The following is a 13,762-nucleotide window of genomic DNA, read 5'->3' as shown; positions in this document are numbered from 1 at the left end:
TTCAGCATAAAGGCAGTAATAGTATGTTCTGGCGATTAGTATTACGTGCACTGCGCCTGCGGATGCAACGGGTCAGTGTGGTATTTGCCGCACTCACTGTTGGTGCAGCGATTGTCACCGCAATGTCAGCAGTTTATTTCGATATTAATGCCAAAATGAGTCAGGAGTTACGAACCTTTGGTGCCAATTTCTATATCGGCCCAGGGCATGGTAACTCTTTTGAACAACAGCGATTTCAGCCAATTATAGATGCGGCACCCAAAGGGCTTATCAATGCTTCCAGCCCCTATATTTATGGTATGGCCCGCACCGAATTGGAAAAAGTGGTGCTGATGGGGGTATGGTTTGAATCCCTACAACAGCTCGTTCCCTACTGGCAAGTCACCGGCAACTGGATCGGCGTCAGTTTTGATGATCGCAATGCCATGATTGGTGTCAAACTTGCCGAACGCTTGCACGTCAAAGTAGGCGATACCATTACATTGGTGAATGGAGCGACTCGCCAGCGTCTTCAGGTCAAAGGTATTGTTGAAGCGGGTGACGCCACGGATAACATGTTAATCGTCAATCTTGAACTGGCACAAAAATGGCTCAATCAACCGGGGCATATCAGCAATGCGCTCCTTAGTGTCAGTAATGATGTGGGGCAGGTTGAAACATTTGCCAGCCGCCTGCGTGAGCAATATCCCGATCTTGAAATTCGGCCAATCCGTAAGGTTTCGGCTTCTGAAGGACAAGTGCTTGATAAAATAAAAGGGCTGATGGGGCTGGTCTCGGTGGTGATCCTCATTTTGTCATCACTGTGCGTTAACACCACCTTAATGGCGATAGTGGGTGAGCGTTCAAAAGAGTTCGCCTTGCAAAAAGCATTGGGTGCCAGTGGTGCCGATATTATTCGTCAGATGCTGACTGAAACACTGATTATATCGCTGGCTGCCGCAGTCTGTGGTGCTTTGCTTGGGTATGTGTTGGCGCAAGTATTGGGCCAGACGGTGTTCAGTGCGGCAATCGCTTTGCGAGCACCAGTACTGCCATTGACCCTGATATTGTCATTGTTAGTCGCCGCCGTGGCGGCCATTGTTCCCACCCGTCGGGCTATTCATATCGAACCCGCTAAAGTCCTGAAAGGAGAGTAGCAAATGACATCGCCATTAACACGGGTGAAACCTGAATACACCGCGGATGCCGTCATTGAAACCCGACATTTATATAAGCGTTTTGGTCAAGTTACAGCGCTGGAAGACATTAATATTCGCATTAATCGTGGTGAGTTTGTCGCGATTATGGGGGCGTCCGGCTCAGGTAAAACAACATTAATGAATATCCTGACCTGTCTGGATACCGTTAGCGAAGGGCAGGTGTTACTTGACGGTATTGATGCCGCAGGCTTAGACGAAGAAGGCCGCAGGCAGTTTCGGGCTGACAAGATAGGGCTGGTTTTTCAACAATTTCACCTGATTCCTTACCTGACTGCGTTAGAGAACATTATGTTAGCGCAGCATTATCACAGTGTGGTTGATGAAGACGCCGCGCGGCAGGTTTTAGAACAGGTCGGGATGACACCACGTATGGGGCATCTGCCTAGCCAACTCTCTGGTGGTGAGCAACAGCGAGTGTGTATTGCACGTGCGCTTGTTAATCAGCCCCCTATCATTTTTGCTGATGAACCGACCGGCAACCTTGATGAAGAGAATGAACAGCGGGTGCTGGATCTGCTAAACCATATTCATCGTCAGGGTAGAACCATTGTCATGGTTACCCACAATCCAGATTTAGGGTGTGTTGCTGATCGGATAATCCGGCTCCAGCACGGTAAATATCTTAATGAAGAGAGCCGTCATCATGTGGCGTAATCGGTTAAAAGTTATCGGCATGTGTGGTGTGTTATTGCTACTTAGCGCGTGCAAACAAGAAGAGTTGGTGGTGGGTGAAGCGGCCCCGCAATTGGCAGCTTATGACCTAAAAGGCAAGCCGGTGGCACTTGATCAATGGAAAGGTAAGCAGGTGTACCTCAATTTCTGGTCAGCTAGCTGTGGCGGTTGTCTGGCTGAAATGGCGGCACTGGATAAACTGAGTCAGGAATATCGGGATGATATCGTGGTTGTGGCGATTAACACCGATCCTGAACAGGTGGATATCAATCCGGTGTTGGCACAGCGGAATATTAGTTATCCGGTTATTCGTGATCAATTAGGTATCACACAAGAACGCTACCAGGTTATTGGCACCCCGACTTCTTTTCTGATTGACCGCAGTGGTAAAGTGACGCAATTGCATCAGGGCGCGCGTAATGAGCAGGCGCTGGTTACGTTGTTCCAACAATGGGCGGCGGGTGCATAATGAAAGCAGTGCTGTTGTTAAGCGTGGGTGTCCTGCTGCTCAGTGTCACGGCTCAGGCGGCCACTGACGGTGAGCATATTTATAAACAAACCTGTTCAAGTTGCCATGGGCGTTCGGCTGATCGCAAAGGCTTGGATAAGGCACCGCCACTGATATCGTTATCGCGTGATGAAATTGTTGATGGTCTAACTGCTCGCCGCGATGGCAAGATTGTTGGCCGGGGTAATAAGGCCAAAGCACATCTGACGGATGACGATATTCAAAAACTGGCCGACCATATCGAAAACTTAAAAACGATTAAACACACAATGCCTTGATGTAATATTATCTTTTATTTCAATTTGTTGATTGATTTAAATAAACCAAATCTCGTGCCGAATTTGTTTGTTCCGACGGCTTCATTTGATAATGTTAATGCTGTATTATATGTTGCATATTAAATACATCTTTAAGTTATCTGAGGAATATCAGTATGGGAAATGCATCAGCACTGCTGTGTTATAAAGAGTTACCTGTCTGGAATAGTACCGCTGTACCGGCGATGTTCCGGGAAAAACACAATACCAAGGCAGGTACTTGGGCCAAACTGACCATTCTAAACGGGGAGATGGATTTTCTGATCCTCGATGAAGCGGGGAATACTTTGGCGAGGCATAGCTTCTCTTGTGAGCAGCAGCCACCCTTTATAGAACCCCAAGTCTGGCACCGTATTGCCGCATGTTCAGATGACCTGCAATGCCAACTCAGTTTCTATTGCACGGCAGAAGATTTTTATCATAAAAAATACAATTTAACCCCGACGCACTCTGAAGTCATTGAAGCCGTGAAAATGGTTAAACCGGGTAAAGCATTAGATTTAGGTTGTGGTTCTGGTCGTAATTCTTTGTATTTGAATTTATTGGATTTTGATGTCACGGCGGTAGACAAAAATAGCGATAGTATCCATAATTTACAGCAGATTATAGTACAGGAAAATCTGCAAAATATTACCGCCAGCACTTACAATATTAATGAAGCCAGTGTGGACAACCGCTATGATTTTATTTTATCGACTGTGGTCCTGATGTTCCTACAACCGGAAAGAATTCCCTCTATTATTAATAATATGCAGGAGTGTACCTTGTCCGGTGGTTATAATTTGATTATCTCTGCCATGTCTACGGATGACTTCCCTTGTACTGTGCCGTTCTCCTTTACATTAAAGTCGGGTGAGTTAAGCCATTACTATAAAGATTGGGATATTATTAAGTACAACGAAGATGTTGGGCAATTACATAAGACCGACGCCGAAGGTAATCGGATAAAACTGCGCTTTGCGACACTATTGGCGAAAAAACGGTAATTGCACCGTAGGTACCTAACCTGCGACTTAGTTGGGTTTAATACAGCATATTAAATCGCGGGTAATTTAACCGCCGCGGGGGGTAAGTTGGGTTCTTTACGCAAACAACTGACAATATAATCAATAAATACGCGCAGCTTGGGGGGTAAATAGCGGGTTGGCGGGTAGAGTAACCATAAGCCACCGCTGTACGAACTGATAAAGCGCCATTCTGGTAATACCGGTACTATCAGTCCCTGTTGCAATGCTGTTCTGGCCGTAAAATAAGGTAGGCTGCCGATACCTATATGCTGCAAGACAGCATCTAGCCTGACACCGGTATGGTTAGCTGCGTAGCGGCCCCGTACCGCGACAGTTACCGCTTTGCTACCTTGACGGAATTTCCAGCGGGCGTCTCCCGGCGTCTCTCCGAGATAAATACAGCTATGGTGCGCTAAATCATGAGGATGCAGGGGAACCTCATGGGCGGCGAGATATTCGGGTGTGGCGCACAACAAATGTTCGATAGTCATCAATTGCCGGCCAATCATTCCAGCAGGGGGTTGGTCAGTAATACGAATTGCCAAATCGATATTTTCATCAATTAAATCAACGTAGCGGTCATCTAAGATCAGTTGTACATCTATTTTACTGTGGCGGCGCAAGAATTCAGGGATATGCGGGTGAACGACAAAACGGCCAACCGCTTTTGGTACACTGATACGAATAAGCCCTTCCGGTTCCAGATTGTACTGGCCACTGACTTCCATCACTGAATTGGCTGCACTAAGCATCGCATGACAGCGTTTAAAAACCTCTTCGCCACTTTCGCTCAATCGCAATTTACGCGTAGTTCGTTGCAATAAGCGCGTAGCCAGCGCTTTTTCGAGTCGGCTGACGCTACGGCTGATTGCTGAAGGTGAAACGCCTAACTGGCGTGCAACTGCCGAGAAACTGCCGGTTTCTACCACTTTAACGAAAATAGCCATTTCGCTTAGCGGAGTCAGAGGCGTATTTATGCTCACAGCGCAACAGTCCTTTGAGGTTATGACGGATTATCACGATAGACTGACATTAATATAATCATAATGGAAATGATAAAAGGATAATGATTGTGACTACTCGTCTATTTTTTGATAACGATACGCTGGCTACGGATGTAAATGTCCTGAGTTGTACTCCTGATGGTGAGCGATTTGCTTTAATATTGCAGGCTACTATTTTCCATCCACAAGGCGGTGGGCAACCTTGCGATACCGGTATGATTGGCGGCAGCCCGGTATTACATGTGGTGCAGCAGCAACATCAATTAGTTCATTATGTGGCGCTGCCCGTTGCATTAGGGATACAACCTGCGTGTATCGACAGTGACCGGCGTTTTCTGAATGCACGCATGCATTCCGCTGGGCATATCATTGGCAATATTGGCGAAAGTTATGGCTGGTTGCCAATAAAGGCACATCACTGGCCGGGTGAGGGCCGAGTCTCATTTAAACGAACTGAAAATCCGCATCCAATTGATATTAATACTGTTCAGATAGCTTTAGAGCAGTTTATTCATCAGGATTTAGCCCGACAGACGTTGATCCAGGGTGATTTTCGCGAAATCGGATTTGGTGAATTGCCCGCGTATGCCTGTGGCGGAACACATGTTAGTTCGCTGCGCGATGTGGGAAAGGTTGTTGTTCAGTCCATTTCGGAGAAAAAAGGAGTGATGTCGGTGAATTACACGATTGATTAGTCGGTAATAAATTGTCCTGGCTCTGCACCTGCAACTTCAATGACTTTAGGTATATTATTCAGATCACAGATAAAATAAGCCTTGAAGGAAAGTTTGGTGAATAAAGAAAAGATTGCGCATTTAGACGCGGTAAGCCGCAAAGCCCGTACGGTAATGGAGCGAGAAGGGCTTGATGCTCTGGTGGTCACCGTCTGTGATAATTTCTACTATCTCACTGGGTTCGCCAGCTTCTTTATGTATACCTTCCGCCACACTGGTGCGGCGGTGGTGATTATGTTCCGTGATGCAGCAATTCCTTCGCAAATCATCATGAATGAGTTTGAGGCAGCCAGTGCCCACTTTGATATGCCGAATATGGTGCTAAAAACCTTTCCGGTGTGGGTCGATGTCGACTCTCCACGCAATCCCCTTAATCATCAGACCAAGCGTGAGCGGCCGATTGGCCCGCCAGTTGAAGCTGTTTTTAGTTTAGTCAAAGCAGCGCTTGAGGACGCCGGGGTGCTGGGTAAGACCATTGCCATTGAATTACATGCCATGTCTAACGGGGGAAAAGGTGTTCTGGACAAAGTAGCGCCAGGGCTGAAATTGGTTGATTCAACGCCGTTATTTAATGAAATCAGGATGATCAAAAGCCCGTGGGAGATTGAACATCTGCGCAAAAGTGCTGAGATAACCGAGTTTGGTATTGCCCGTGCAGCGAAAGAAATTCGCGTCGGTTGTACTGCGGCACAATTGACGGCGGCATACAAAGCCGCAGTAATGACGTTCCCGGAAACGAACTTCTCCCGTTTCAATCTTATTTCGGTTGGCGATAACTTCTCGCCTAAAATGCTGGCGGATGACACCCCAGCTAAGCCGGGAGACTTAATTAAGTTTGACTGCGGTGTGGATGTTGCAGGTTATGGTGCCGATCTGGCGCGAACTTTTGTTCTGGGGGAGCCGGACCCACTAGCAAAGCAGATATATGACACCATTAGAATCGGTCATGAACATATGCTCTCAAGGGTGGCACCGGGGGTTAAATTAAAAGATGTTTTTGATTCCACCATGGACGTCATTAAAAAATCGGGCTTGCCACATTATAATCGTGGTCATCTAGGGCACGGTGATGGTGTATTTTTGGGATTAGAAGAAGCACCTTTCATCAGTACATTAGCGACTGAAACGTTCCAGCCTGGGATGGTGTTAAGCCTTGAAACACCCTATTACGGTATTGGGATCGGTTCGATTATGTTAGAGGATATGATTCTCATTACTGATAATGGTTATGAGTTTTTAACTAAACTCGATCGCGGCTTACAACGTTGTGACTAATCTGCGCTGAACATCTCACTTTATGTGAATTAAATTCATCTTGCAAAATAGACTCTAGCTATTTTAGCTGAGCCTATTTTTCTTAGGTCAAAATCGTATATGACAAACATTCAAATAGTTATAAAAATTATTCATATAAAATAATGAGTTAAATTGTAGAAGTGTTTTAATAGTTTGGTTACGGGCATTTTGGCAGTAAGACCTGATTTTCAATCAGTTCATTCTTAATGATAACGGTAGTGATAATCTACTATTGCTAATAATAGCGGACTTATTTTCTAGTTATAAGATAAATAATATTTTAGATATTAAAATTAAAAGTAGTAAAAAAAACAGGCTAAAACAGCCCGAAAATCAAATCGTGCTACCCTTTTGCAGACGACTGTATCGCAGGATTCCCTTAGTGAAAATATTTCGTCGCTAAATTTTGCCTTTTTAAAGAGTTTTCTTCTAAGATTAATCTTAATTTCATTAAAACTAACCGCTATAACACATTTTCACCTCTATTAATCGCTGGAATAACAATATTCTATAATAATTCGACAACAGTATTTTCTTTCAACTATCCTATGTAACATGCTGTAATACATTCTAAGGACTTCATTTCATCATAATTCCATAATGAAAAATGGATGTTCGTGAAGTAGCTTTCCTTGATCATCAAACAAGTTGCTGGCTTAAGGGTTATATAATGTATAACGCATTTACAGCACTACTGCGCCCGTTGCACCGGCACAGAATAACTTTATTAGCGCTATTAATTTCCGGCCTTTCAGTTAATCCAGTTTTGGCAGATACACAGTATGATTCGTTAATCATCCAAGCCAGATCAGGAGATACCGCGCCGGTCCTTGACTACTTACAAAAAGAATCCAAATCTGGCCCTCTCAATAGTGGGCAGGTAGACGACTGGCTACAAATAGCCGGTTGGGCAGGGCGTGATCAAGAGGTCATTGACGTTTACGAAAGATACCACTCTTCAATGAATCTCTCTTCGCGGGGCTTAGCGTCAGCAGCGCGTGCATATCGCAATGAAAAACGTTGGGATCAGGCGTTGGCATTGTGGCAAAGCAGTTTAAAGAAAGACCCAACCAACCCAGATCTTATCACTGGCATGATAATGACTCAGGCGGATTCCGGGCGCGGTGGTGAAGCTTTACAGCAAGCGAAAGACCTGGCTGCGCGTGACCCTTCTGCAAAAAACTATATGACCCTCTCTTATCTTAATCGGGCAACCAACCGCAATTACGATGCTTTACAGGCCTCGAGTGAGGCGGTACGACTGGCACCGGAATCTGAGGAAGTATTAAAAAATCACCTCGAGATTCTGCAAAGAAACCGTATTGCCGATCCTGCGTTGCAGCTTGCCAAAGAGAATCCAAAATTAGTGACCGCAGAGCAATATCGGCAACTTGAGCGAGATGCTGCAGCGGAACAAGTCCGTATGGCGGTACTACCAACACGCAGCGAGACGGAGCGATTTTATATTGCTGATCAAGCGTTGGCTGATTATCAGGATTTGTTAGCCCGCTGGAGCAAAGATCCCGAAGCGCAGGCCGATTATCAACGTGCTCGTATCGATAGATTAGGCGCGTTATTGGTTCGCCGTAATACCGAACAACTCATTAAAGAATATGAAGGCATGGAAGCCGAAGGCTACAAGATGCCGGATTATGCACGTCGCTGGGCGGCATCTGCTTATATCGATCGCCGGATGCCAGAAAAAGCAGCGCCCATCTTGACCAGTTTGTATTACGCCGATGGCAAAACATTCCGTAATAGCGATGATTTACTTGATGCAGATGATCTCTATTATTCGTTGAATGAAAGTGAACAATTGGATAAAGCACATCAATTCGCTAAAAACTATAGCGAGCAAACGCCGTATCAGGTTGGCGTTTATGGTCTGCCAGGTAAAGAGCCGAATGATGACTGGATGGAAGGGCAGACTCTGCTGGTTCAATCCCTGGTAGCACTCAATGATCTGCCTGCGGCGCAGAAAAAACTGGAAACGCTATCCAGTACTGCTCCTGCTAACCAGAATTTACGTATTGCTCTGGCCGGTATCTATTTGGCAAAAGATTTACCACGTAAATCTGAACAAGAATTGAAAGCAGTAGAGTCATTGGCGCCACGCAGTCTTATTCTGGAACGTGCACAAGCTGAAACTGCGATGGATTTGCAGGAATGGCATCAGATGGAGTTACTCACTGATGATGTGATTACCCGTTCTCCTGAAGATGTTCCCTCTCAGGAGCTCGATCGTCAGCGCAAAGTGCATAACATGTATGAATTGCGTGTAACCGGGAATCGAACTATTTCTTCCAACAGCCCAATCAGTGGTAACAAGGATTTTGGCGTTGAAACCTTGCTGTATAGCCCCCCGATAGCTGAAAACTGGCGGGTATTCGGTGGTGGCAGCTACGACAATGCGCAATTTGAAGAAGGAAAAGGCATTAATCGTGCGACACGGCTAGGGGGCGAGTGGACATCCCGTGACCATTGGGTTGAGGCTGAAGTGAATAATCAGAATTACGGTTTTGGTAACAAAACCGGTGCTCGGTTATCGACTTGGTACGATTTTAATGATCACTGGCGCGTTGGCGGGCAGGTTGAGAGACTGGCCAAAGATACCCCATTGCGGGCATTAAAAAATAATATATCCGCTAACAGTGCGTCAGCATATGTGTTCTGGAAAGCAGATGATCGGCGTGATGCTGAAATTAGCGTGACACCGTCACGTTTCTCTGACGGCAACAACCGTTGGGAATACGAGTTCAACGGACGCCAGCGTGTCTGGACGGGCCCTTACCTGACGGCAGATCTTAGCTTAGGGTTAGCGTCGAGCCATAACACCAAAGAGGATGTGATTTACTATAACCCGAAAAGTGATTTCACTTACGTCCCTGCCATTACCCTAAACCACATTATGTATCGCCACTATAAAACCGTCTGGAGCCAACAAATTCAGCTCGGTGTTGGCGGTTATTGGGAGAAAAACTTCGGTAATGGTCTGGTAACCACGGCAGGTTATGGGCAACGCATTCAATGGAATGATGTCGTGGATACTGGGATAGCAGTGACCTACGATAAGCGCCCCTATGATGGTGTCCGTGAGCACGATCTCTCGCTCGCTTTCGATTTGAATTACCGTTTCTAAGGGATCAGCGCCATGGCGAAGATACTATTTTTTATACGAATACTTGTAGTAGGAATGATAACGGTGCTGGCCTCGGTGTGTTATGCAGAGAAACCGGTATTCGTTCCACCCGCTGAGCGGGCATTGCCGCTAAGTGAAAGGCCGTGGCAAAAAAATACCTTTGTGGTTATTGCTTATCACGACGTTGAAGATGAATCCGCAGACCAACGCTATCTGTCAGTAAGAAGCAGCGCATTAAGTGAACAATTGGCCTGGCTAAAGGATAATCGTTACAACGTGGTGTCTGTTGATCAGATTTTAGCGGCCCGTAATGGTGGCGCACCGCTGCCTAATAAAGCCATTTTACTGACCTTTGACGATGGGTACAGTAGTTTTTATAACCGTGTTTACCCATTGTTAGAAGCCAATAATTTGAGTGCAGTACTGGCTCCAGTGGGGACTTGGATCGATACGCCACCGAATAAGAAGGTGGATTTCGGTGGTTTAAGTACTGATCGCGATCGTTTTCTTACCTGGAAACAGATCAGCGAAATGGCTAAATCAAAACTGATTGAAATCGGTGCACATACTTACGCTTCCCATTACGGCGTGATAGCAAACCCGCAGGGGAATACCGAACCGGCAGCAGCCAACTTGATTTATGACCCTAAAACGAAAAAATATGAAACTGAAGCGGCTTTCAAGCAGCGGATGGAAAAAGACGTTACCTTGATAACTCAGCGTCTTATTCAGGCAACGGGCAAGCAACCGAGAGTCTGGGTTTGGCCATACGGTGCAGCCAATGGAACCGTGTTAAATATCTTACGCCAACACGGTTACCAGATGGCTATGACACTGGAGCCCGGTATTGGTAACGTCAATGATCTGATGAATATACCGCGTATCTTGATCAGTAATAATCCGTCGTTGAAAGACTTTGCCCAGTTGGTTACCTCTGTGCAGGAAAAAGACATCATGCGGGTGGCGCATGTTGACTTGGATTATCTCTACGATCCAGACCCGGTACAGGAAAAGGAAAATCTCGACAAACTGGTACAACGGATTTCTGATTTACGCGTCACCACGGTGTTCCTGCAAGCATTTTCTGATCCGAAAGGGGATGGCAATATTCGTCAGGTATACTTCCCTAACCGTTGGATACCAATGCGCCAGAACTTGTTTAACCGCGTTGCCTGGCAACTAGCATCACGCCCTGATGTGGATGTTTATGCCTGGATGCCGGTGTTGGCATTTGAGATGGACCCGTCGTTACCACGGATTAAGCGTATTGACCCAAAAACAGGGAAAACCAGTATCGATCCGGATCAATATCGTCGCCTATCGCCATTTAACCCGGAAGTCAGACAGCGCATCATCGATATTTATCGCGATATGGCCTATAGCGCACCGATTGACGGGATTCTCTATCATGACGACGCGGTAATGTCTGATTTTGAAGATGCATCGCCGGATGCTATCCGTGCATATGAGAAAGCCGGTTTCCCAGGTTCGATTGCTACCATACGCCAAGACCCGGAAACCATGGCCCGCTGGACGCGATATAAGAGTAAATATCTGGTTGATTTTACTAATGAGTTAACACGTCAGGTGCGTGATATCCGTGGTCCACAAGTAAAATCTGCCCGTAATATATTTGCTATGCCGATCTTAGAACCGGAAAGTGAAGCATGGTCTGCGCAGAATCTTGATGATTTCCTGGCTAACTATGATTGGGTTGCCCCGATGGCAATGCCGCTAATGGAGAAGGTGCCGTTATCAGAGTCTAATGAGTGGCTATCGCAATTAGTTAATAAAGTTGCAGAGCGCCCTGGGGCCCTGAATAAAACCGTATTTGAACTGCAATCGAAGGACTGGACCAAGCCTGAGGGCAGCAATGCCATCAGCGGCCCGATACTGGCGGGATGGATGCGCCAGTTGCAGTTAAATGGCGCGCAAAATTTTGGTTACTATCCGGATAACTTTATCACTGGCGAACCACCGCTAAAAGATGTCCGCCCTGTGCTATCTTCTGCCTGGTACCCTTTATATGATCGATAGAATTATTGCGTTACTCATCCTATGCCTAGTACTGAGTATACCTGCGGGTATGATCCTGCTCTTTACTGGTGATGTGTTGCTGAATTTTGTTTTCTTCTATCCGCTCTTTATGTCCGGTATTTGGATAACCGGTGGTGTCTATTTTTGGCTACGCCGAGAAAGACACTGGCCGTGGGGCGATGATGTTCCCGCACCGGAGCTAAAAGGTAATCCGTTAGTGTCTATTTTAATCCCTTGTTTTAATGAGGGAGAGAATGCGCGGGAAACCATTCACGCGGCATTGGCACAGACTTACACCAATATTGAAGTGATCGCCATTAACGATGGCTCCAGTGATGATACTGCACAAGTGCTGGATGGCCTGTTGGCTGAGGACTCGCGGTTGCGTGTTATTCATCTGGCTCATAATCAGGGTAAAGCTATTGCTCTGCGTATGGGAGCAGCAGCGGCACGTAGTGAATATCTGGTATGTATTGATGGTGATGCCCTACTGGACAGCAAAGCGGTGCCTTATTTGGTCGCGCCGCTGATTGCGAATCCACGCACGGGTGCGGTTACCGGTAACCCGCGAATCCGTACGCGCTCAACGTTGGTTGGCCGTGTGCAGGTTGGTGAGTTCTCTTCTATCATCGGGCTGATTAAACGGACACAACGTGTCTATGGTCAAGTTTTCACCGTCTCTGGTGTGGTTGCTGCGTTCCGTCGCCGAGCACTGGCGGATGTGGGCTACTGGAGCCCGGACATGATCACGGAAGACATCGATATCAGTTGGAAATTACAAATCAGGCACTGGTCAGTATTCTTTGAGCCTCGCGGTTTGTGCTGGATTTTGATGCCGGAAACCTTACGTGGTTTATGGAAGCAACGTTTGCGTTGGGCGCAGGGCGGGGCTGAAGTTTTCCTGAAAAATATGTTTAAGCTGTGGCGCTGGCGTAATCGCCGCATGTGGTTACTGTTTCTTGAATATTCACTGTCGATAACCTGGGCGTTCACTTACCTGTTCAGTATTATCCTGTTCCTACTGGGATTGGTTATTACTTTACCGCCAGGTATCCATGTACAAACAGTCTTCCCACCGGCCTTTACCGGGATGGTACTGGCGTTGACTTGCTTGATGCAGTTTGCGATAAGCTTGGTCATTGAACGGCGCTATGAGCCTAAACTGGGTAGTTCACTGTTTTGGATTATCTGGTATCCCATGGTCTACTGGATGCTGAGCTTGTTCACCACAGTGGTTTCGTTCCCCAAAGTCATGCTCAATACCAAGCGTAAACGTGCGCGTTGGGTTAGCCCTGACCGTGGGATCGGGAGGGTTAAACCATGAGTGCACCTCTTATTCACACTGAACAGCGGCTGATACCGCGCTGGATCGACATTATTATCACGGCATTGGCCTGGATAGGTTTTATCTTTCTGTTCGTGAAAGGTTTTCTCGACATGATTGGTAGAGCGCCGAATATGGGGCCGATTCCGTTCAGAATGTATATTATTAGCGGCCTGACAACCTTGGCATTGTATGCGGCGATTGCGGCATTCAATGCCGTGGTAATCATCGTCTGGGCTAAATACAATCAGGTGCGTTTTCAGGTAGAACGTCGTGGGCATCGACCACATCTGAATGATGATGAGTTGGCTAGCAGTATGGAACTTTCAGCGGAGGTGGTGGCTCAGCTTCAAGCGGGTTCCTGTCTCACGTTATATAATGATGAACATGGGCAATTACTGGACGTCAAAGAAGGACTACAGCTTCCCACCGTTGCACCGGTAGTTAATCTACGCCGGGGGTGATGGGCCATCATCTCTGAATACCTGATAGTAAGTTATTCTGTACTTATATCGGGTATTCAGA

Annotated in this window: 12 protein-coding genes; 11 read left to right on the top strand and 1 reads right to left on the bottom strand. The window is 46.5% G+C overall.

The window, feature by feature from the left end:
• The first annotated feature begins 23 nt into the window (after window positions 1-23).
• The 5 genes from V2A84_RS08975 to tehB all read left to right on the top strand — a co-directional run bounded on the left by V2A84_RS08975 (window position 24) and on the right by tehB (window position 3,682).
• Window positions 24-1,136, top strand: coding sequence for an ABC transporter permease (locus tag V2A84_RS08975; protein WP_193784820.1), 1,113 nt, complete (start codon window positions 24-26; stop codon window positions 1,134-1,136).
• 3 nt (window positions 1,137-1,139) lie between these two features.
• A complete protein-coding gene (locus V2A84_RS08970; protein WP_083159071.1) occupies window positions 1,140-1,853 on the top strand; it encodes an ABC transporter ATP-binding protein in 714 nt (237 codons plus the stop codon).
• A gap of 19 nt (window positions 1,854-1,872) precedes the next feature.
• Window positions 1,873-2,340 (top strand): TlpA family protein disulfide reductase, encoded by a 468-nt coding sequence (locus V2A84_RS08965; RefSeq protein WP_193784819.1) that lies wholly within the window; start codon window positions 1,873-1,875, stop codon window positions 2,338-2,340.
• Window positions 2,340-2,657 carry a c-type cytochrome gene (locus V2A84_RS08960; RefSeq protein WP_083159069.1) on the top strand — a complete coding sequence of 106 codons (318 nt, stop codon included), beginning with the start codon at window positions 2,340-2,342 and terminating at the stop codon, window positions 2,655-2,657. Before V2A84_RS08965 ends, V2A84_RS08960 begins: the two co-directional genes overlap by 1 nt.
• A gap of 155 nt (window positions 2,658-2,812) precedes the next feature.
• On the top strand, window positions 2,813-3,682 hold the full coding sequence (gene tehB, locus V2A84_RS08955) for an SAM-dependent methyltransferase TehB (RefSeq protein ID WP_083159068.1): 870 nt from the start codon (window positions 2,813-2,815) through the stop codon (window positions 3,680-3,682).
• A gap of 50 nt (window positions 3,683-3,732) precedes the next feature.
• On the opposite strand, the gene V2A84_RS08950 is transcribed toward tehB, so the two are convergent.
• Window positions 3,733-4,686 (bottom strand): LysR family transcriptional regulator, encoded by a 954-nt coding sequence (locus V2A84_RS08950; RefSeq protein WP_083159067.1) that lies wholly within the window; start codon window positions 4,684-4,686, stop codon window positions 3,733-3,735.
• An 89-nt stretch (window positions 4,687-4,775) separates the two neighbouring features.
• Here V2A84_RS08950 and V2A84_RS08945 point away from each other — a divergent pair, with 89 nt between their 5' ends.
• The 6 genes from V2A84_RS08945 (at window position 4,776) to pgaD (ending at window position 13,701) form a co-directional block, all read left to right on the top strand.
• The gene (locus V2A84_RS08945) at window positions 4,776-5,402 is read left to right on the top strand and encodes a hypothetical protein (RefSeq protein ID WP_083163690.1); all 627 of its coding nucleotides are present in this window, start codon (window positions 4,776-4,778) and stop codon (window positions 5,400-5,402) included.
• 96 nt (window positions 5,403-5,498) lie between these two features.
• On the top strand, window positions 5,499-6,716 hold the full coding sequence (locus tag V2A84_RS08940) for a M24 family metallopeptidase (protein ID WP_083159066.1): 1,218 nt from the start codon (window positions 5,499-5,501) through the stop codon (window positions 6,714-6,716).
• Between the two features lie 691 nt (window positions 6,717-7,407).
• Window positions 7,408-9,876, top strand: a complete 2,469-nt coding sequence (pgaA, locus tag V2A84_RS08935; RefSeq protein ID WP_442848706.1) for a poly-beta-1,6 N-acetyl-D-glucosamine export porin PgaA — start codon at window positions 7,408-7,410, stop codon at window positions 9,874-9,876.
• A gap of 12 nt (window positions 9,877-9,888) precedes the next feature.
• Entirely contained in the window at window positions 9,889-11,913 is a 2,025-nt protein-coding gene (gene pgaB / locus V2A84_RS08930) for a poly-beta-1,6-N-acetyl-D-glucosamine N-deacetylase PgaB (RefSeq protein ID WP_442848705.1), read from the top strand.
• On the top strand, window positions 11,903-13,237 hold the full coding sequence (pgaC, locus tag V2A84_RS08925) for a poly-beta-1,6-N-acetyl-D-glucosamine synthase (protein WP_083159063.1): 1,335 nt from the start codon (window positions 11,903-11,905) through the stop codon (window positions 13,235-13,237). Before pgaB ends, pgaC begins: the two co-directional genes overlap by 11 nt.
• On the top strand, window positions 13,234-13,701 hold the full coding sequence (gene pgaD / locus V2A84_RS08920) for a poly-beta-1,6-N-acetyl-D-glucosamine biosynthesis protein PgaD (protein WP_083159062.1): 468 nt from the start codon (window positions 13,234-13,236) through the stop codon (window positions 13,699-13,701). The genes pgaC and pgaD overlap by 4 nt, the downstream gene beginning before the upstream one ends.
• Window positions 13,702-13,762 lie beyond the last annotated feature (61 nt).

Source organism: Yersinia sp. 2553 StPb PI, assembly GCF_052217105.1.
Lineage (GTDB): Bacteria > Pseudomonadota > Gammaproteobacteria > Enterobacterales > Enterobacteriaceae > Yersinia > Yersinia enterocolitica_E.
This window is presented reverse-complemented; position numbering and strand designations above follow the sequence as displayed.

Coding starts and splice junctions, on each gene's coding strand:
- V2A84_RS08975 (WP_193784820.1), top strand. CDS start 24: ATGTTCTGGCGATTAGTATTACGTGCACTGCGCCTGCGGATGCAACGG.
- pgaC (WP_083159063.1), top strand. CDS start 11,903: ATGATCGATAGAATTATTGCGTTACTCATCCTATGCCTAGTACTGAGT.
- V2A84_RS08960 (WP_083159069.1), top strand. CDS start 2,340: ATGAAAGCAGTGCTGTTGTTAAGCGTGGGTGTCCTGCTGCTCAGTGTC.
- V2A84_RS08970 (WP_083159071.1), top strand. CDS start 1,140: ATGACATCGCCATTAACACGGGTGAAACCTGAATACACCGCGGATGCC.
- tehB (WP_083159068.1), top strand. CDS start 2,813: ATGGGAAATGCATCAGCACTGCTGTGTTATAAAGAGTTACCTGTCTGG.
- pgaB (WP_442848705.1), top strand. CDS start 9,889: ATGGCGAAGATACTATTTTTTATACGAATACTTGTAGTAGGAATGATA.
- pgaA (WP_442848706.1), top strand. CDS start 7,408: ATGTATAACGCATTTACAGCACTACTGCGCCCGTTGCACCGGCACAGA.
- V2A84_RS08965 (WP_193784819.1), top strand. CDS start 1,873: ATGTGTGGTGTGTTATTGCTACTTAGCGCGTGCAAACAAGAAGAGTTG.
- pgaD (WP_083159062.1), top strand. CDS start 13,234: ATGAGTGCACCTCTTATTCACACTGAACAGCGGCTGATACCGCGCTGG.